The sequence below is a fragment of the Nocardioides sp. T2.26MG-1 genome (genome assembly GCF_950101795.1).
Lineage (GTDB): Bacteria > Actinomycetota > Actinomycetes > Propionibacteriales > Nocardioidaceae > Nocardioides.
The window spans coordinates 92,489-111,301 of sequence record NZ_CATNLZ010000001.1 but is presented as its reverse complement, the minus strand read 5'-3'; the positions used below and the strand labels follow the sequence as shown (position 1 = coordinate 111,301).

Genomic DNA, 18,813 nt, shown 5'->3' with positions numbered 1-18,813 from the left:
GAGGAACATGAGCGACACCACCAGCGAGGTCGAGGAGACCTACGAGGCCGACGAGCAGGGCATCGCCTACAGCTCGGAGAGCTCGCCGTCCGCCGACGCCCCGCAGCGTCCCGCCACGATCGCCCCCGCGAACGCCACCGGCCGCCGCAAGGAGGCGGTCGCCCGCGTGCGGATCGTCCCCGGCACCGGTCAGTGGACGGTCAACGGCCGCACCCTCGACTCCTACTTCCCCAACAAGCTGCACCAGCAGGTCGTGAACGAGCCGTTCGCGAACCTCCAGCTGGAGGGCCGCTTCGACGTCATCGCCCGCATCCACGGCGGCGGCATCACCGGTCAGGCCGGCGCGCTGCGCCTCGGCGTGGCCCGCTGCCTGAACGCGATCGACGTCGAGGCCAACCGCCCCTCGCTCAAGAAGGCCGGGCTGCTCACGCGTGACGCCCGCGTCATCGAGCGCAAGAAGGCCGGTCTCAAGAAGGCCCGCAAGGCGCCCCAGTTCTCCAAGCGCTAATCGCGCGGATGCCGCGCATCTTCGGCACGGACGGCGTCCGGGGCCTGGCCAACGGTCACCTGACCGCGGAGCTGGCCCTGGACCTGTCCGTCGCCGCAGCCCGGGTCCTGGCCGACCGTGGCGAGTTCGAGGGGCATCGCCCCCTCGCCGTCGTCGGCCGGGACACGCGCATCTCCGGCCAGTTCCTCGAGCACGCCGTGGTCGCGGGTCTGGCCTCGGCCGGCGTCGACGTGCTGCGCCTGCGGGTGCTGCCCACCCCGGCGGTCGCCTACATGACCGAGGCCCTCGGCGCCGACCTCGGCGTCGTGATCAGCGCCTCGCACAACCCCATGCCCGACAACGGCATCAAGTTCCTCGCCCGCGGCGGCCACAAGCTCGACGACGCCGTCGAGAAGGTCATCGAGCAGCACCTCGCCGAGGAGTGGGACCGCCCGGTGGGCGGCGACGTCGGGCGGGTCACGCCGTACGCCACCCCCGTCGAGGAGTACGTCGGGCACCTGGTCGGCACGATCAGCCGGCCCCTGGACGGCCTGAAGGTCGTGCTCGACTGCGCCCACGGCGCGGCGTACGAGGCGGGTCCGCGCGCGCTGCGCGCCGCCGGCGCCGAGGTGATCGCGATCGGGGTCGAGCCCGACGGCCTGAACATCAACGACGGCTGCGGCTCCACCCACCTGGGCCCCCTGCAGGCCGCGGTCGTCGAGCACGGCGCCGACGCCGGCTTCGCCCTCGACGGCGACGCCGACCGGTGCCTGGCCGTCGACCACGAGGGCAACACCGTGGACGGCGACCAGATCCTCGCGATCCTCGCCCTCGGCATGGCCGAGACCGGGCACCTCGCCAAGAACACCGTCGTCGCCACCGTGATGAGCAACCTCGGCTTCGTCCAGGCCATGCGCGCCGCGGGCGTCGGCGTGCGCCAGACCAAGGTCGGCGACCGCTACGTGCTCGAGGCGATGCGGGTCTCCGGCTACTCCCTGGGCGGCGAGCAGTCGGGCCACGTGATCATGAGCGAGCACGCCACCACCGGCGACGGCATCCTCACCGCCCTGCACGTGCTGGAGCGGATGGCCGCGACCGGCCAGAGCCTGCAGTCGCTCGCGTCCGTCGTCACCCGTCTCCCGCAGGTGCTGGTCAACGTCCCCGACGTCGACAAGAGCCGCGCGGACGACGACCCGGTGCTCGCCGCCGCGATCGCCGAGGAGGAGGCCGCGCTCGGCGACAGCGGCCGCGTGCTGCTGCGCCCCTCGGGCACCGAGCAGCTCGTGCGCGTGATGGTCGAGGCCGCCACGCAGTCGGAGGCGGTCTCGGTGGCCGGCAGGCTGGCCGACGTCGTGAAGCGGCAGCTCAGCCTCTAGCGGCCGCCTCCCGGCGAACCTCCGTCGCTGAGCACTAGTCTCCCCTTGTGGGGATACCGGGGACGGCCGGCCCACCGCTGGCCGTGGAGGGTCTGGGCAAGACGTTCGGAGCGATCCGCGCCGTCGACGACCTGAGCTTCAGCGTCCGGCCGGGCGCGGTGACCGGGTTCCTGGGGCCCAACGGTGCCGGCAAGACGACCACGCTGCGGATGCTGCTCGGCCTGACCCGGCCCAGCGCCGGCCGCGCACTGGTCGGCGACCGGCCGTACGCCGAGCACGCCACCCCGGCGCGCGTGGTCGGGGCGGCGATCGAGTCCTCGGGCTTCCACCCCGGTCGCACCGGCCTCGGCCACCTCGAGGCCTACGCGCCGCAGGCCGGGGTGGCTCGTGCGCGCTGCCGTGAGCTCATCGAGTTCGTCGGCCTGGCCGCGGCTGCCGACCGGCGGGTCGGCGGCTACTCGATGGGGATGCGCCAGCGGCTCGCTCTCGCCACCGCGCTGCTCGGCGACCCGCCGGCGATCGTGCTCGACGAGCCGGCCAACGGCTTGGACCCCGAGGGCATCGTCTGGCTGCGCCAGCTGCTGCGGACCTTCGCCGGCCAGGGCCGCACCGTGCTGGTCTCCAGCCACGTCCTCGCCGAGGTGCAGCACACCGTCGACGACGTGGTGATCATCGCCCGCGGCCGGCTCGTGCACGCCTCCTCGCTCGCCGAGCTCGCGGGCCTCGCCGCGCCGGAGACCTACGTCGAGTCGCCAGCCGCCCAGGCACTGGCCGACCTGAGTCGCGAGCGCGGGTGGGCGGCTCGCCCCGACGGGGCCGGCCTGGTGCTCACCGGCGTGCCTGCGGCCGAGGCCGGCGCGGCGGCGTACGCGGCCGGGATCGAGCTGCACCAGCTCGCCAGCCGGGGCACCGGCCTCGAGGACGTCTTCCTGCGCCTCACGGCGGATCCACGATGAGGGCCGCCCTGGTCGCGGAGTACCGCAAGCTGATGAGCACCCGGATGTGGTGGCTGCTGCTGCTGGTGCTCGCCGGCTACCTGGTCTTCATCGGCATCGTGATGGCCGCGTCCTTCGTGTTCGCGCCCGAGGACCCCGACAGCGGGGAGGTCGCCCTGCACGGGATCGACGCCGCGAAGGCGATCTACGGCCTGACCAACGCGGTCGGCTACGTCTTCCCCCTGGTGATCGGCAGCCTCGCGATCACCACGGAGTTTCGGCACCAGACGATCACCCAGACGCTGCTCGTCGAGCCGCGCCGCGGCGTGATGCTCGGGGCGAAGCTGCTCGCGACCGTCCCCGTCGGCCTGCTCTACGGAGTCGTCGGCACGGTCGCGGTGGTCGGTGCCAGCGCGCCGTTGCTGGCCGGCTGGGGCGACGGGGCGTACCTCACCGACGGCTCGGTGCTGCAGGTGCTCGCGCTCGGGATCGTCGTCACCGCCCTATGGGCGATGATCGGCGCGGCGTTCGGCAGCGTCGTCCCCAACCAGGTCGCCGCGATCGTGGTGATCCTCGCGTTCACCCAGTTCGTGGAGCCGATCGCCCGGCTCGCGCTCGGCGCGTTCGACGCCACCGACGCGATCGCCAAGTTCCTGCCCGGCGCCGCCGCCGACGGGCTGATCGGCTCGAGCCTGTTCGCCGAGATCGGCGGCGGGGCCGAGCTGCTGTCGCGGCCGGTCGCGCTGGCCGTCCTCCTCGCGTACGCCGGTGCGCTCGCACTCGCGGGCCGCTTCACCACCCTGCGCCGCGACGTGGCCTGAGCCCTCGGCGTGCACAGGCGCCGACGCGGCGGTGTCGGGGCTGAGCACCTGGGGTAGACCCCTGCCATGACCAGGCTCCGGGTGGCGCAGGTGTTGGCCGTGGTGGCCACCCTGGCCGTGCTCGGCACGGCTGCGGTGACGGCGACCCGCCCCCGCGAGGGCGACGGTCGTTCCCGGTCGAGCCGTCCGGAGCCGGCCGCCGTGTCGCTGGCGGTGCGCGACCCCACGAGCGGCGCGTCGTTCGAGGTGCCGGGCGACGACTGGCAGGTCGAGGACCGGCGGATTCGTCTCTACTACGCCGACGCGGCCGGCGATCCGGTGGCCGTCGTACGCGGTCCGGCCGTCTTCAGATCCGGCTACTGCGCCGCGCGACCGAAAGGCTCCAACCACGCCTTCGCCGGGTTCACCGAGCAGGAGTTCGGTGCCTGGGTCGAAGCCCTCGGGCGCGCGGCCTCCGAGACGGCCAGCAGCGTGAGGCTCGCGGACGGCACCGCGGCCCAGCTGAGGCGGGCACACGTCGACCTGGTGGGGTCGGGCCCGTGCGCCGCGCCGGCCGCCGACGTCGCGATGGTCCGCGTCGGCGACGTCCGAGTGGTGCTCGTCGCCGACGCCGGAGTGCCGGGAGCGCTGCAGGAGGAACAGGTCGCGCAGATCCTCACCAGCCTCCGGCTGCCGTGACCGGCCCGGCCCCCGTCGCCGGGCCGGTCACGGGTACCGGAGCCGCAGGCCCGGCTCGGCGCTGCGGGTGGACATCACCGACGGCGTGGCGAAGGAGTCGCCGGAGTTGGTGAAGAACAGCGTGTGCCGGGTGTCCCGGGTGCGGCCGAATGCGACGCTGGCGGTGTAGTCGAGCCCGTCGGCGTCCTCGGCGACGAGGACGACGCGCCCACGCGGGGTCACGCGCAGCAGCCGGTCACTGCCGTACGACGCCGCGACCCAGACGTTGCCGGCTACGTCCAGGGCAAGGCCGTCGGCGGAGGCCAGCCGGGGATCGGTCGCCACGATCCGCGGCCGTCCCACCGGATCGCCGTGCCGGTCGACGCGGATCCTCCCCACGGCACCACCGTCGGTGTTGGTGAACCAGACGTCTCCCTCTCGGTCGACGGCCAGGCCGTTGACGCCGGCGTCGTTCGTCGCGCCCTCGAGTGCCGGGTGGTGCAGCCACTGCGTGACATGGCCCGCCTCGTCCACGGCCCAGATGGTGCCCAGGGTCATGTCGCTGACGAGCAAGGTGCCGTCGGCCTCGAAGGCCAGCCCGTTGGGGAACCCGCCGGGATCGGTGGCGGCGAACAGCGACCAGGCCTCGGTGGTCGCGTCGTACCTCCACACGCCGCTCGGCTGGCCGTCGAACCGGACGACGGCGCCGTACACCCGATCCTCGCCGTCGAGGGCGAGGCCGAGCAGGTACCCCGCCTCCGCCGGGAACGCGGGCGCGCCGAGCGCGGTGACCGTCCCGTCCAGCCCGATCCGGGCCAGCTGGCCGGTCGGCGCCATGCCGACGTACAGCGAGCCGTCGCGGGCAACGGCGAGACCTTCGGGGTGCTGGCCGGCGGCGTCGTCGAGCGCCGCGACCGTGGAGACGGGCGCGTGCGGGCTGGCGCCGGCGGGGACTGCGCTCGCCGTGGCGGGGGCGAGGAGCGCGAGGCTGGCGACGGCGGTCAGGACGGCATGGCGGGCACGGTGCGGCACCCGCGGGTCGGTGGTGGTCTCCATGCGCGGCACCGTAGGGTCGGCTGCGCGCGTGGGTGGATGTGATTCGAGGATGTGGGAATCGGATGGCTGCGATCGTGACGGTCGGCCCGGACGTGGACCGCCGGGTCCGGGTCTGCTGCGCGCCGCTGGTCGAGACCGTGCTGGCGCTGCACACGCTGGCCGAGCCCGCCCACCACCCGCTCCAGCACCCGTTCGTACGCCGGATGCGGGCGCTGCCGCCGGGCTTCCGGGCCGAGCTGGACCGGCTGCGTGAGACCTTCGAGCACCCGCCCGAGCGGCTCATCAACCCGCACCCCGACCCGGCCGCCGAGATCGGCGACCTCCTCGAGGCGCTCCACGGCGTGGACCTGCCGCCGGGCACCGCCGCGCTCGTCTCCGACTTCTGGAGCCTCGCGTTCGCGGCGGAGTGGGAGCGGAGCCGTCCGCGCCTGGTGTCAGCCGCGGACGCGATGCGCGCCGCGATCGACGCCGACGGCCTGCTCGCCCTGCTCGACTCGGTGGCTCCCTGGATCGCGGTCCTGCCGGCCCGTCACGAGGTGCGGTTCGCATGCACGGCCGAGGAGGACGCCGACCCGCCGGACGACTCGATCACCTTCGAGGCGCGCCACCTGCCGGTCACCGTCGTGCCCAGCCTGTTCGCCGCCCCGCACGTGTACGTCGACGCCGAGACGCCGGCCGCTCTCCAGTTCGCCGTACCGGTGCAGGCGCTGGTGCGCGAGGACGGTCCGCCCGCCGGGCTGGTCGGCTCGCTGCTCGCGGCCGGCAGCGACGCGCGGCTGCGACTCCTGCACGTCCTGGCCGAGCAGCCGCGGACGGTCCAGGAGCTCGCCCCGATGCTGGCGATGGCCCCGTCGACGGTCTCGCGGCACCTCAAGCTCCTGGCCGAGCAAGGCCTGGTCGGCAGCGAACGGGACGGGTGGTACGTGCTCTACCACCTGCGCCGGACCCGGGTCCGCGAGGTGCTCCACGACCTGGGGCGCTACCTGGACGCAGGGGAGCCTCAGAGCTTGCGCAGCCGCACGTAGCGCACCGAGTGGTCGCGGTCCTTGCGCAGCACCAGCGTGGCGCGGGACCGCGTGGGCAGCACGTTCTGGGTCAGGTTGGGGCCGTTGATCGTGTCCCAGATCCGCTCGGCCTCCGCGACCGCCTCCTCGGTGGAGAGCGTGGCGTACTTGGCGAAGTAGGACCCGGTGTCCTGGAACGCGGTCTCGCGCAGCCGCAGGAAGCGCGACACGTACCACTCGCGGATCGTGGCGGTCGCGGCGTCGACGTACACGCTGAAGTCGAAGAAGTCGCTCAGCGTCAGGCCGGTGCGGCCGTCGTCGCGGGCGCGCGCGGGCTGCAGCACGTTGAGGCCCTCGACGATGACGATGTCGGGCCGCCGGATCACGACCTTCTCCTCGGGCACGACGTCGTAGACCAGGTGGGAGTACGTCGGCGCCAGCACCTCGTCCTTGCCGGACTTGATGTCGACCACGAAGCGCAGCAGGGCGCGGCGGTCGTAGGACTCCGGGAACCCCTTGCGCTCCAGCAGCCCCCGGCGCTCCAGCTCGGCGTTGGGGTAGAGGAAGCCGTCGGTGGTGACCAGCGCGACGTTGGGGTGCTGCGGCCAGTGGGCCAGCATCTGCTGCAGCACGCGCGCGGTGGTGGACTTGCCGACCGCGACCGACCCCGCCAGGCCGATCACGAACGGCGTGCGCGGCGGCTGGTCCTGGTGGAGGAACTCCTCCTGCCGGCGGTAGAGCCGGCTCGCGGACTCGACGTACAGGCTCAGCAAGCGTGAGACCGGCAGGTAGATCTGCCGGACCTCGTCGAGGTCGAGCTGGTCGCCGAGACCGCGCAGCCGCTGGATCTCCTCGGCGCTGAGCGGGTTCTCGACCTCGCTGGCGAGCGCGGCCCAGGCGGATCGGTCGAGCTCGATGTAGGGGGAGGACTCGCGTCCGGCTTCGGCGGGCGTGACCTCGCCGTGGGAAGGCATGGTGGCGATTGTTGCAAAGCCCCGCCGTTACAGTGACACCCGTGTGCGGGATCGTCGGTTACGTGGGCCACCAGGCAGCGCAGGACGTCGTGGTCGAGGGGCTCCGGAGGCTGGAGTACCGCGGCTACGACTCGGCCGGGATCGCGCTGGTCGCGGACGGTGCGCTGGCGGCGGACAAGCGGGCCGGCAAGCTCGCGAACCTCGAGAAGGCGATCGTCGACACCCCGCTGCCCGCGTCGGCCACCGGCATCGGGCACACCCGCTGGGCCACCCACGGGGCGCCCAACGACGTCAACGCCCACCCGCACCTCGGTCCCGCCGGGCGCGTGGGGCTCGTGCACAACGGCATCATCGAGAACTTCGCCGAGCTGCGTGACGAGCTCGAGTCCGCCGGGGGCGGGCTGGTCTCGGAGACCGACACCGAGGTCGCGGCGTACCTCCTCGAGGCGGAGGTGGCCGCGGGCGCGGACCTGACCGAGGCGATGCAGCGCGTCGTCCGCCGCCTCGAGGGCGCGTTCACCCTGGTCGCCGTCGACGCCCAGGACCCCGACCGGGTGGTCGCCGCCCGGCGGAACTCGCCGCTGGTCGTGGGCATCGGGGAGGGCGAGAACTTCCTCGGCTCCGACGTGGCGGCGTTCATCGAGCACACCCGCGAGGCGCTGGAGCTCGGGCAGGACCAGGTCGTGACGATCACCCGCGAGGGCGTGTCGGTGACCGGGTTCGACGGCACCCCGGCCGAGGGGCGGCGCTACCACGTGGACTGGGACCTCTCGGCCGCCGAGAAGGACGGCCACGACTGGTTCATGCGCAAGGAGATCTTCGAGCAGCCGCACGCGGTCGCGGACTCGCTGCTGGGACGCCGTACGCCCGAGGGGCACCTGCACCTGGACGAGATGCGGCTCTCCGACCAGGAGTTGCGCGACGTCGACAAGATCATCATCATCGCGGCCGGCACGTCGTTCTACGCCGGCATGGTGGCGAAGTACGCGATCGAGCACTGGTGCCGGATCCCGGTCGAGGTCGAGCTGTCCTCGGAGTTCCGCTACCGCGACCCGATCCTCGACTACTCGACGCTGGTCGTGGCGATCAGCCAGTCGGGCGAGACCGCCGACACCCTCCAGGCCATCCGACACGCCCGGACCCAGCGGTCCAAGGTGCTCGCGATCTGCAACACCAACGGCTCGACGATCCCGCGCGAGTCCGACGCGGTGATCTACACCCACGCCGGCCCGGAGATCGGGGTCGCCTCGACCAAGGGGTTCCTCACCCAGCTGGTCGCGTGCTACCTGCTCGCGCTCTACCTCGCCCAGGTCAAGGGCACCCGGTACGGCGACGAGATCGACGAGGTGATGAGCCAGCTCGAGGAGATGCCCGCGCACGTCCAGCGGGTGCTGGAAGGCGCCGAGGCCGTCTACGAGCTGGCCCGCCAGCACGTCGGGTCCCGGTCGGTGCTGTTCCTCGGCCGCCACGCGGGCTACCCGGTCGCGCTCGAGGGGGCGCTCAAGCTCAAGGAGCTGGCCTACCTGCACGCGGAGGGGTTCGCCGCCGGCGAGCTCAAGCACGGGCCGATCGCGCTGGTCGAGGACGGGCTGCCGGTGTTCTGCGTGGTGCCGCCGGCCGGCCGGGACCAGCTGCGGGACAAGATGGTCAGCGGGATCCAGGAGGTCCGGGCGCGGGGCGCGCGGACGATCTGCCTCGTCGAGGACGGTGACGACGCGATCGCGCCGTACGCCGACGCGATCATCCGGCTGCCGCGGGTGCCGGTGCTGCTGCAGCCGCTGGTGGCGGTGGTGCCGCTGCAGCTGTTCGCGTGCGAGCTGGCGACCGTGATGGGCCACGACGTCGACCAGCCCCGCAACCTCGCCAAGTCCGTCACGGTCGAATGATCACCCCACGCGAACGCGCGTCGCTTGCCTTCGCGCGGGGACCCCGAATGAGCACCGCGCGATGATCGTCGGGGTCGGCATCGACGTGGTCGACGTCGAACGGTTCCGGGTCTCCCTGGAGCGCTCGCCGGGTCTCGTCGACCGCCTCTTCACGCCCCGGGAGGCGGTCCGTCCGCTGGCGTCGCTGGCGGCGCGGTTCGCGGCCAAGGAGGCGCTGGCCAAGGCGCTCGGCGCCCCGGTGGGCATGCACTGGCACGACGCCGAGATCGTCTCCGAGGAGTCCGGCCGGCCGCTGCTCGAGATCCGCGGCTCGGTGCTGGCCCAGGCCACCGACCTGGGCGTCGCCTCCGTGCACGTCTCGCTGTCCCACGACGCCGGCATCGCGTCCGCCGTGGTGGTGCTCGAGTCCTGAGGTCCGGGACGGGTACTCCCTGACGATCGGGCCCCTTGGGATCGTTCCCACGGGGCCCGATCGTCAGGGAGTACCGCCCACGGCTCCCCGAGGGACACCGCTAGCGTGGAGGCATGAGGAGCGCGCACACGGTCGACCAGGTGCGAGCGGCGGAGTCCGAGCTGATGGCGCGGCTGCCGGACGGGGCACTCATGCAGCGGGCCGCGGCCGGGCTGGCGTACGCGGTGCTCGACCTGCTCGGCTCGGCGTACGGTCGGCGGGTGCTGTTGCTGGTCGGGTCGGGCGACAACGGCGGGGACGCGCTGTACGCCGGGGCGCTGCTCGCCCGGCGCGGCGTCCAGGTCGAGGCGTGGCTGCTCTCCGAGCGGGCGCACCCGGGCGGGGTCGCGGCGCTGCGCGCGGCCGGCGGGCGCACGATCGCCGGCGACCCGCGACGGCCCGACCTCGTGGTCGACGGGATCGTCGGCATCGGCGGCCAGGGCGGGCTGCGCGACGACGCGGTCGCCGCCCTCGCCACGGTCGAGGGCGTCCCGGTGGTCGCGGTCGACACGCCCTCGGGCGTGGGCGTCGACACCGGCGAGCTCGACGGACCGCACGTGACCGCGGCCCTCACGGTCACGTTCGGCACCCACAAGGTCGCGCACCTGGTGGACCCGGCGGCCGCGGCCAGCGGCGTGGTGCACCTGGTGGACATCGGCCTCGAGCTGCCGCCCGCCCCGGTCGAGTCCCTCCAGCCCGAGGACGTGGCCGCGCTGCTGCCGCGGCCGCACGGCGAGGTGCAGAAGTACCAGCGCGGCGTGGTCGGGGTGCGCGCCGGCTCCGCCCGCTACCCGGGTGCCGCGCTGTTGAGCGTGGCCGGTGCGTCCAGCGGCCTGTGCGGGATGGTGCGGTACGTCGGCGACGAGTCGGTCGCGGACCGGGTGCGCCAGGCCCACCCCGAGGTGGTCGGCGCCGGGCAGGTCCAGGCGTGGGTGGTCGGATCCGGCGGCGGGGACCACGCCGGCGAGGAGCTGCACGCGGCGCTCGCGGACGGGGTGCCCGTGGTGGTCGACGCCGACGCCCTCGCGCACGTCGACGGTTCGCTGCCGGTGCCCGCGGTGCTGACCCCGCACGCCGGCGAGCTGGCCCGGATGCTCGGGGTCGAGCGGGCCGCGATCGAGGCCCGGCCGCTCGAGCACGCCCGCCACGCGGCGGCGACGTACCGCTGCGTGGTGCTGCTCAAGGGCCGGCACACGCTCGTGGTGACCCCCGAGGGCCTGGTCCGGGTGACCACGACCGGCACCCCGTGGCTGGCGACGGCCGGCGCCGGCGACGTGCTCGGCGGCCTGGTCGGCGCCCTGCTCGCGGGCGGCCTCACACCGTACGACGCGGCCTCGGTCGGCTCGTGGCTGCACGGCGCGGCCGCGACCCTGGCCTCGGACGGCGGCCCGCTCGTGGCGGGCGACGTGGCCCGGTCCATCCCGGCGGCCGTCCGCAGCCTGCCCCGGGCGTGATGGGACAATCGACTGCATGAGCTTCACCCCACGGAATCGCACGGTCCCCCCGCTGCGCTCCTCCACCGCCCGATTCCGCGGGGACCCCGAATGAACCCCCACCCGGCCGCGCGCGCCGAGATCGTCGTCGATCTCGACGCCGTCCGGCACAACGTCCGCCGGCTCCGCGAGGTCGCCGGCGTGCCGACGATGACCGTGGTCAAGGCCGACGGCTACGGCCACGGGATGGTCGAGGTCGCCCGGGCCGCCCGCGAGGCGGGCGCCGAGTGGCTGGGCGTCGCCACCCTCGACGAGGCGGTCGCGCTGCGCGCCGCCGGCGACCGCGGCCGGCTGCTGTGCTGGCTGGCCGTGCCCGGCGAGGACTTCGCGGCGGCGATCGCCGCCGACGTGGACGTCACCGCCTCCTCGGTCGCCCAGCTCGAGGAGATCGCGGCCACCGGCGCCGCGGCCCGCGTCCAGCTGAAGGTCGACACCGGCCTGTCCCGCAACGGGGCGCCCCTCGACACCTGGCCCGAGGTCGTTGCCGCGGCCCGCGCCGGTGAGGAGGTCGGCCGCTGGCGGGTCACCGGCATCTGGTCCCACTTCGCGTGCAGCGACGAGCCCGACCACCCCGCCAACGACGCCCAGGAGGCGGCCTTCCGGCACGCGCTCGACGTCGCCGACCGCGCCGGCCTGCGCCCCGAGGTGCGGCACCTGTCCAACTCCGCCGGCGCGCTCCTGCGCCCGAGCAGCCGCTTCGACCTGGTCCGGTTCGGGCTCGCGTCGTACGGCCTCGACCCGGCGCCCGGGCACACGCCCGACCTCGACCTGATCCCCGCCATGACCGTCCGCGCCAGCCTCGCGATGGTCAAGTCGATCCCGGCCGGCGCCGGCGTGTCCTACGGCCACACCTGGGTCGCCGACACCGCGACCACCCTCGGCCTGGTGCCCGCCGGGTACGGCGACGGCATCCCGCGCCACGCCAGCAACACCGCCCACGTGCTGGTCGGGGGCAAGCGACGCGCGCTGCGGGGCCGGGTGTGCATGGACCAGTTCGTGGTCGACCTCGACGGCGACCTGCCCGAGCGGGGCGAGGACGTCGTGCTGTTCGGGCCCGGCACCCGCGGCGAGCCGACCGCCCAGGACTGGGCCGAGGCGGCGGACACGATCTCCTACGAGATCGTCACCAGGATCGGCGGCCGGATGGCCAGGAGGTACGTCGGCAGATGAGGCTCCGCACCCACCTGATCGGCGCCGCGGCGACCGCCGGGCTCGCCGCCGCCGGCGCCCGCGTCGGGGTCGCGCGCCAGCGCCGGGCCATCAACCGGCGCCCGGCGGATCGCCACCCGGCCTTCGGCTCGCTGCGCTCGGAGCCGGTGACCGTGGTCGCCGACGACGGCACCCCGCTGCACGTCGAGGTCGACGAGTGCGCGGGATCGCCGGTGACCCTGGTGTTCTGCCACGGCTACGCTCTCAGCCTCGACTGCTGGCACTTGCAGCGCGAGCACTACCGCGGCCGGGTGCGCGCCGTCTACTACGACCAGCGCTCGCACGGCCGGTCCGGCCGGTCGCCGATCGGCAACGCCACCATCGACCAGCTGGGCCGCGACCTGCTCACCGTCCTCGACGCCGTCGCGCCCGACGGGCCGGTCGTGCTGGTCGGCCACTCGATGGGCGGCATGACGATCGTGGCGCTCGCCGAGGAGCACCCCGAGCTGTTCGGCGACCGGGTCGTCGGCACCGCCCTGCTCTCCACGACGGCCGGCGGCTTGGACCCCAGCCGCGTGCTGCTCCCGATCGCGCCGCCGTGGGCGGGCGTCGGCGTCCACCGCGGCGTCGCCGCGCTGGCCCGGGGACACCGGGCCGTGGACGTCGTGCGCCGCCTCGGCCGCGACATCGCCCTGGTCGCGACCGACCAGCTCGCGTTCGGGGATCCGGTCCCCGCCAGCTACGTCGAGTTCGTCGACAAGATGCTCTCCGACACCCCGTTCGAGGTCGTCGCGGAGTTCTTCCCCGGCTTCGGCAGCCTCGACAAGTTCCACGCGGTCGGGGTGCTGGCGAAGGTGCCCACGGCGATCGTGTGCGGGACCGAGGACCGGCTCACCTCGGTCGGGCACAGCCGCAAGCTGCACTCGCTGATCCCGGGCTCGACGCTGCTGGAGTGCCTCGGTGCGGGGCACATGGTGATCCTGGAGCGGTCCGACGAGGTCAACGGCGAGCTCGACGGGGTGCTCGACGCCACCGGCACGGTGGAGCCGCGGTGACCCGCCACGAGAGCGCGCTGCAGATCACTCGCGTCGGCCCCGAGTCTGCGGCAGCGGTGCTGGCCGTCGTGCGGGCGGCCTTCGAGGTCCGCCCCACGCTCGACCCGCCGGCCGCGGCGCTGAGCGAGACCGAGGAGAGCATCGCCGGGCTGCTCGCCGCCCGCGGCGGACTGCTCGCCCGCCTCGACGGCGAGCCGGCGGGGGCACTGGTGCTCGACCCGGTCGGGAGCACGACGTACCTGCGCCGGTTCGGGGTGGTGCCGGCCGCTCAGGGGCACGGCGTCGCCGCGGCCCTGATCGAGGCGGCGGTCGAGGCCGCGGACGGGTCCGACGACCTGACCGTGGTCGCCCGCGAGGAGCTGCCCGCCACGATCCGGTTCTGGCAGCGGCAGGGGTTCCGCGAGATCCGGCGCGACTCGCCCAACGTGGAGCTGCGCCGGCCGTTGCGCACCCACGTCTGGCAGGCGCCCGACGCGGACGCGATGCGCGGGCTGGGGCGCTCGCTGGCCGGGCAGCTCGCGGCCGGCGACCTGATCGTGCTGACCGGCGCGCTGGGCGCGGGCAAGACGACGTTCACCCAGGGCCTGGGGGCGGGCCTGGGCGTGCGCGGCGACATCACCTCCCCGACGTTCGTGATCGCCCGGGTGCACCCGTCCCTGGTCGGTGGCCCCGACCTGGTCCACGTCGACGCCTACCGGCTCGGCGGTCTCGAGGAGCTCGACGACCTCGACCTCGACACCTCCGTCGACGACGCCGTCACCGTGGTCGAGTGGGGCGAAGGCCTCGCCGAAGGCCTCGCGGAGTCGCGTCTCGAGGTGGTGATCTCGCGCGGCGGAGGCCAGGATCCGGACGGAGCCGAAGATGGCCCGGACCCGCGCCGTGTCGAGGTCACCCCGATCGGACCCCGCTGGCACCGCCTGTCCTTCCCACGGCTCGGCTGAGCCGTCGCGATAGCCTCCCGGGGTGCCCACCAACGTCAAGCTCGTGATCGTGACCGGCTCCGGACGGAGCGGCACGAGCAGCGTCGCCGGCACGCTCAAGCGGCTGGGCCTGCACGTGCCCCAGCCCGAGGTCGGCGCAGACGAGTCCAACCCGCGCGGCTACTACGAGCCGCTCTGGGTCACGGAGTTCCACAAGGAGCTGCTCAACCCGATCCCGGTCCGCACGATCGACTCGCGCCCGACCGCCGCCGAGCAGGCGTCCGCGGCGGTGACGCCCGAGGTCGAGCAACGCCTCCACGACTGGCTCGCCGGCCAACTCGACCACCCGCAGGTCCTCATCAAGGACCCGCGTGAGTTCTGGGTGCACGACCTGTGGCTGAGGGTCGCCGGTGCCCTGGGCGCCGAGGTCGCCACGCTCACGATGCTGCGCCACCCGACCGAGGTGGTCCGCAGCCGCGACACGGCGTACCTCACCGAGCAGTCGCCCGCGTTCCGCCGCCAGCGCGAGACCACCAATGTCGCGGCGTGGGTCAACGCGGCGTTCGAGACCGAGCGGGTCACGCGCAGCCACCGGCGGGCGTTCGTGCCGTACGCCGACCTCGTCTCCGACTGGCGTCGTGCGATGACCCGGGCCGGTGACCAGCTCGCGGTCACCTACGACGGCGACCTGACCGCGCCGCACCCGGTCGACGACTTCGTCGACCAGCGGCTCAACCGCTCGCAGGTGACGTGGGACGACCTCGAGGTCGCCCCGCAGCTGCGTGACCTCGCCGAGCGCACCTGGGCGGCGGTGAACACGCTCGTCGACCAGCCGCACGACGCGGGCGCGCAGGGCGTGCTCGAGCAGCTCCACGGGGAGTACGTCGAGATGTACGAGTTCGCGGCCGCCATCGCGCTCGACGAGACCACGGCGCAGGTCGGCCGGGTGCGGCGCAACCTCAACCGCAAGCTGGCCAATCGCGACCGGCGCATCGCCCGCCTCGAGGAGCAGCTCAGCGCTCCCAGGGCGCCTTGACGGGGAAGTAGGTCGAGAAGAACGCCGACAGCTCCTCGTCGAGGCGCGCGGCGGGCACCGCGTAGTCGTGGTGGTCGCCCAGGCAGAAGAAGTCCTGGTCGCGCCGCAGCAACTGGTTGAGCTGGCGCACGAGGTCGCTGTTGCTGAGGTTCACGAACTCGAACGTCGCCTCACCTTCGTAGGCTGTGCCCGTCAGCAGGCCGTAGTGCTGCGCCAGCGAGCTGAGCATCGACACGTCGCTGTCGGAGCGGAACGGCGCCGCCGCGGTCGCGCCGACGGCCTCCGGGAACCGGCGTTCGATCTCGTCGAGCACCGACCGACGGTGCGGGTGCGGCGTGTGGGCGAGGTTGTTGGTGGTGACGGCACCGAAGGTGTCCTGCAGCAGCCGGCGGTTGTTCCAGGCGGCCCTGAGGAACGGTGCGGCCCCCGCCGCGTCCTCGAGGCCGACCTGGGTGGGCGACATGAAGGCCGCGAACAGGCCCGCCGGGCTGAAGAAGACCTCGGGCCGCACGGGCCGCCCGAGGAACACGTCGTCGTTGACGTAGACGAAGTGCTCGGTCAGGTCGGGGACGTGGTGCAGCGAGGTCTCGATCGCGTGCGAGTTGAACGTGGGCAGTGCCTCGGGCGGGAGGATGTCGGCGTGGTCGACGACCCGGACCGCCGGGTGGGAGGTGTCGAGCCAGTCGGGCACCTGCCCGGCGGTGACGAGGTGGATCCGTCGCACCCACGGCGCGAAGAGGTGCAGGCTGCGCATGGAGTAGCGCAGCTCGTCGCGCGAGATGTAGCGCGCCCGCCCGCTCGACTCGCGGGTCAGGGCGGTGCCGCTCAGCCCGGCCAGCCGTCGCTGGCGTGCGGCGTTCCAATCGGGGTCGTTGCCGTCGACCCAGGTGTAGACGACGTCGATGGGGAAGCCGCACTCGTTGACCGTGCGCTCCGTCATGAGCGGCAGGGTGCGCACGGCGACGCCGTCGACCTCGGCCTCGATGGTGGCGATGCCGCGCGGGATACGGCGCGCGTAGCGGTTGGGCCGAGTCGAGACCAGCTCGTCGTCGATGCTGGTCTCCCAGAACTCCAGCGCCACCCCGCACCCGTGCCCGAGCAGGCTGGCCCGCTCACCGTCGTCGGGCCAGGGCTCGAGGACGACCGCTCCGGTGCGGCCGCGGCGCAGCTCGGTGGCGAGCGTGGCGACCGGGCCGCGACGCTCGGGCCAGCCCTGCGCGCCGGGGTCGCGCAGCGACAGGTACGCCGGCAGATCGGCCTCGGCGAGCGCGGCGAGCAACCCGTCGCGGGCGGTCATCGGGACCACGACCGCGGGAGTGGACGACTCGTGCTCGGGGATCACGAACCACTCCTCGGTGACCGAGCGGGCGGCGGCAACTGCAGCCGCGAGCGCGACGTGACGCGCCTGCGCCGGGGTGACGCCGCTGATCTCGGCAGGAGCCTCGGGCGCCGCCGTGACCCGGCGGGGCGGTGCCTGGACCCGGGCGGCGACCCGTCCGAGCGAGCCACGGCGGGCGCGGGCGTCGGCGAAGATCCCGATCCACTGCTCGGCCAGCACGCGAGCGTCCCACTGCCGCGAGGAGTGGAGCGCGCCGGCGCCGAGCCGGACGCGCAGGTCGTCGTCGGTCGCGAGACGCAGGAGCGCCGCCGCCATGCCGGCCACCGAGTCGGGAGCGACGAGCAGGCCGTTGACCTCGTGCTCCACGATCTCGCGCGGGCCGGAGGGGCAGTCGAAGCTCGCGACCGGCACCCCGGCGGCCATCGCCTCCTGCAGCACGAGGGGGAATCCCTCCGCTCGCGAGGTGAGTGCCGCGATGCTGGCCTTGGCCCACTCGCCAGCCATGTCCGTTGTGCTGCCGGGCATCTCGAGCCGGTCGTACAGGCCGAACTTGCGGGCCTGGCGGCGCAGTTCGTGGCGCTGGAAGCCGTCGCCGAGGATGCGCAGCCGCCAGCCCGGCAACTGGTCGGACACCTCGCCGAAGGCCTGGACGAGCTTGTGGAACTGCTTCTCGAGCGCGAAGCGGCCCGCCGACATGATCAACCGGCCGTCGAGCTTGGAGCGCGGGGCGAAGCCGAGCGGGAGGGGGTTGGGCATCACGACGATCTCGGGCGTGAGGTCACCCAACTCCTCGCGCAGCCAGTCGGCGTTGGTCGGCGTGAGCATCGCCACCACGTCGGCGCGAGGAGCGAAGGCGAGCAGCGGCTCGAGCCCCGAGGTGCGGTCGGAGGAGGAGCGGTGCTCCTGGTGGACGAGCACCGCGCGGTCCGGCACGAGCTGGGCGACCGCCGCCAACAGGGCAGGGGTCACGGTCACGACCACGTCGACGTCGAGCGCCGGCAGCGCCTGGGTCATCGCGAGGTCGGTGAGGGCGGAGTACTGCGCGTCCCAGCGTCGCGGGACCAGCACCGACTCGCGCTCGCTGAGAGTCTGGGCCTGGGGGTCGGTCAGGGCCTCCTCGCGCAGGTCGGTGAGGTAGTCGACGGCGACCCGGGGGGCGATGCCGTAGTGGGGGCGGTCGGCGCTGCGGGTGATGCTCACCAGCCGTACGTCGTGGTCATCCGCCAGGGCGTTGGCCTGGGTGATCGCCGAGCGGGACGTGCCTCCCATCCCGTCGAGGTTGAACACGACGTAGGCGATCTTCACGCGTCCTCGCCTTCCTCGGCGACGCCGACGACCCGGGCCGCCAGCGCGCCGTCGGGTCCGTACCTGAGCCGCAGCCGGTCCTCGGAGTCGGGGCCCGGGAGCACCGGCAGCAGGACGGCCGCGTTGGGGTTGACGAGGTCGTTGGCCCGGCGGCGGGTCAGCACCCACGCCTCGGGGGAGCCGAGCGCCCAGCGGACCACTTGGTCGCGGCCCTCGGGCAGACCGTCGCAGGTGATGACCGCGACGAGCGTGTCGTCGTGGCGCTCGACGCGATAGCGGGCCACCACCTCGCCGCCGTCCAGCGCGAGCAGCAGGGGCTCGCCCCGGCCGAGCTGCGGGGGCTGGGCGAGCACGACGCGGATGCCGTCGTCGGTGAGGCCGACCTCGAGCACGTCGGCGCGGGGCTCGGGGCGGGAGCGCCGCACCCGGAGCATGCCCTCCTCGGTCCGCACCAGAGCGAACTGCCAATCCCCACCGGGAGCGGGCGGGACGCGCATCGGTGTGCGCTCGAACGGCGCGGTCCACACGGTGCGCGGCGTGCGCCCGCGGGCAGGCACCACGACGACGTCGTAGCCGCCCTCGTCGGCGCCTGGCAGGTCGAGGAGGTCGCTGCGCACCGAGCGGTACGCCGGGTCGTGCTCGGGTAGGTCGCTGTCGAGCACGTGCACCCCGCCCGCGTCGTCGCGCAGCGCGAGCGTGCCGGGCACCGCGTCGACCGCCAGCCACAGGGTGTGCCCGTCGAGGACGCCGGCGTAGGCGGCGACCGGGCTGCCGCGCGGTGGCGCCGGCGGCGGCGGTGGCGGCGGGTCGTCGGAGGCGGGCAGGTCGGCCTGAGCGGTCGAACGCCCCAGCCGGGGGGAGAGCTTCAC

General features: G+C 74.0%; 17 protein-coding genes. 13 read left to right on the top strand and 4 right to left on the bottom strand.

Translation table 11 applies throughout. The features are described from left to right. The first annotated feature begins 7 nt into the window (after nucleotides 1-7). The 5 genes from rpsI to QQZ14_RS00470 all read left to right on the top strand — a co-directional run bounded on the left by rpsI (nucleotide 8) and on the right by QQZ14_RS00470 (nucleotide 4,297). Nucleotides 8-508 carry a 30S ribosomal protein S9 gene (gene rpsI / locus QQZ14_RS00490; protein ID WP_284532191.1) on the top strand — a complete coding sequence of 167 codons (501 nt, stop codon included), beginning with the start codon at nucleotides 8-10 and terminating at the stop codon, nucleotides 506-508. Between the two features lie 8 nt (nucleotides 509-516). Further along, nucleotides 517-1,863: a phosphoglucosamine mutase gene (glmM, locus tag QQZ14_RS00485; protein WP_284532190.1), complete on the top strand. Its 1,347-nt coding sequence runs from the start codon at nucleotides 517-519 to the stop codon at nucleotides 1,861-1,863. 47 nt (nucleotides 1,864-1,910) lie between these two features. Then, nucleotides 1,911-2,819, top strand: coding sequence for an ABC transporter ATP-binding protein (locus tag QQZ14_RS00480; RefSeq protein ID WP_284532189.1), 909 nt, complete (start codon nucleotides 1,911-1,913; stop codon nucleotides 2,817-2,819). Further along, nucleotides 2,816-3,619: an ABC transporter permease gene (locus QQZ14_RS00475; RefSeq protein WP_284532188.1), complete on the top strand. Its 804-nt coding sequence runs from the start codon at nucleotides 2,816-2,818 to the stop codon at nucleotides 3,617-3,619. The genes QQZ14_RS00480 and QQZ14_RS00475 overlap by 4 nt, the downstream gene beginning before the upstream one ends. A gap of 66 nt (nucleotides 3,620-3,685) precedes the next feature. Next, nucleotides 3,686-4,297: a hypothetical protein gene (locus QQZ14_RS00470; RefSeq protein WP_284532187.1), complete on the top strand. Its 612-nt coding sequence runs from the start codon at nucleotides 3,686-3,688 to the stop codon at nucleotides 4,295-4,297. A 27-nt stretch (nucleotides 4,298-4,324) separates the two neighbouring features. Here the strand turns inward: QQZ14_RS00470 and QQZ14_RS00465 are convergent, their stop codons facing one another. After that, entirely contained in the window at nucleotides 4,325-5,332 is a 1,008-nt protein-coding gene (locus QQZ14_RS00465; RefSeq protein WP_284532186.1) for an SMP-30/gluconolactonase/LRE family protein, read from the bottom strand. A 62-nt stretch (nucleotides 5,333-5,394) separates the two neighbouring features. On the opposite strand from QQZ14_RS00465, the gene QQZ14_RS00460 reads away from it, so the two are divergent. Next, nucleotides 5,395-6,357: an ArsR/SmtB family transcription factor gene (locus QQZ14_RS00460; RefSeq protein ID WP_284532185.1), complete on the top strand. Its 963-nt coding sequence runs from the start codon at nucleotides 5,395-5,397 to the stop codon at nucleotides 6,355-6,357. Here the strand turns inward: QQZ14_RS00460 and coaA are convergent. Next, complete coding sequence (gene coaA / locus QQZ14_RS00455) at nucleotides 6,333-7,310, bottom strand: type I pantothenate kinase (RefSeq protein ID WP_284532184.1); 978 nt, start codon at nucleotides 7,308-7,310, stop codon at nucleotides 6,333-6,335. The genes QQZ14_RS00460 and coaA overlap by 25 nt on opposite strands. A 41-nt stretch (nucleotides 7,311-7,351) precedes the next feature. Here coaA and glmS point away from each other — a divergent pair, with 41 nt between their 5' ends. The 7 genes from glmS (at nucleotide 7,352) to QQZ14_RS00420 (ending at nucleotide 15,300) form a co-directional block, all read left to right on the top strand. After that, the gene (gene glmS / locus QQZ14_RS00450) at nucleotides 7,352-9,196 is read left to right on the top strand and encodes a glutamine--fructose-6-phosphate transaminase (isomerizing) (RefSeq protein ID WP_284532183.1); all 1,845 of its coding nucleotides are present in this window, start codon (nucleotides 7,352-7,354) and stop codon (nucleotides 9,194-9,196) included. A gap of 61 nt (nucleotides 9,197-9,257) precedes the next feature. Then, on the top strand, nucleotides 9,258-9,608 hold the full coding sequence (locus QQZ14_RS00445; protein ID WP_284532182.1) for a holo-ACP synthase: 351 nt from the start codon (nucleotides 9,258-9,260) through the stop codon (nucleotides 9,606-9,608). A 113-nt stretch (nucleotides 9,609-9,721) separates the two neighbouring features. Then, nucleotides 9,722-11,101: an NAD(P)H-hydrate dehydratase gene (locus QQZ14_RS00440; RefSeq protein WP_284532181.1), complete on the top strand. Its 1,380-nt coding sequence runs from the start codon at nucleotides 9,722-9,724 to the stop codon at nucleotides 11,099-11,101. A 90-nt stretch (nucleotides 11,102-11,191) separates the two neighbouring features. Beyond that, nucleotides 11,192-12,310, top strand: coding sequence for an alanine racemase (gene alr / locus QQZ14_RS00435; protein ID WP_284532180.1), 1,119 nt, complete (start codon nucleotides 11,192-11,194; stop codon nucleotides 12,308-12,310). Further along, nucleotides 12,307-13,344 carry an alpha/beta fold hydrolase gene (locus tag QQZ14_RS00430; protein ID WP_284532179.1) on the top strand — a complete coding sequence of 346 codons (1,038 nt, stop codon included), beginning with the start codon at nucleotides 12,307-12,309 and terminating at the stop codon, nucleotides 13,342-13,344. The genes alr and QQZ14_RS00430 overlap by 4 nt, the downstream gene beginning before the upstream one ends. Further along, nucleotides 13,341-14,285, top strand: a complete 945-nt coding sequence (gene tsaE, locus QQZ14_RS00425) for a tRNA (adenosine(37)-N6)-threonylcarbamoyltransferase complex ATPase subunit type 1 TsaE (protein ID WP_284532178.1) — start codon at nucleotides 13,341-13,343, stop codon at nucleotides 14,283-14,285. Before QQZ14_RS00430 ends, tsaE begins: the two co-directional genes overlap by 4 nt. Before the next feature lie 22 nt (nucleotides 14,286-14,307). Further along, nucleotides 14,308-15,300: a sulfotransferase family protein gene (locus QQZ14_RS00420; protein WP_284532177.1), complete on the top strand. Its 993-nt coding sequence runs from the start codon at nucleotides 14,308-14,310 to the stop codon at nucleotides 15,298-15,300. On the opposite strand, the gene QQZ14_RS00415 is transcribed toward QQZ14_RS00420, so the two are convergent. Together QQZ14_RS00415 and QQZ14_RS00410 are read right to left on the bottom strand one after the other, a co-directional pair. Then, nucleotides 15,278-17,944, bottom strand: coding sequence for a stealth conserved region 3 domain-containing protein (locus QQZ14_RS00415; RefSeq protein WP_284532176.1), 2,667 nt, complete (start codon nucleotides 17,942-17,944; stop codon nucleotides 15,278-15,280). The genes QQZ14_RS00420 and QQZ14_RS00415 overlap by 23 nt on opposite strands. Next, on the bottom strand, nucleotides 17,941-18,813 hold the full coding sequence (locus tag QQZ14_RS00410) for a hypothetical protein (RefSeq protein ID WP_284532175.1): 873 nt from the start codon (nucleotides 18,811-18,813) through the stop codon (nucleotides 17,941-17,943). Before QQZ14_RS00410 ends, QQZ14_RS00415 begins: the two co-directional genes overlap by 4 nt.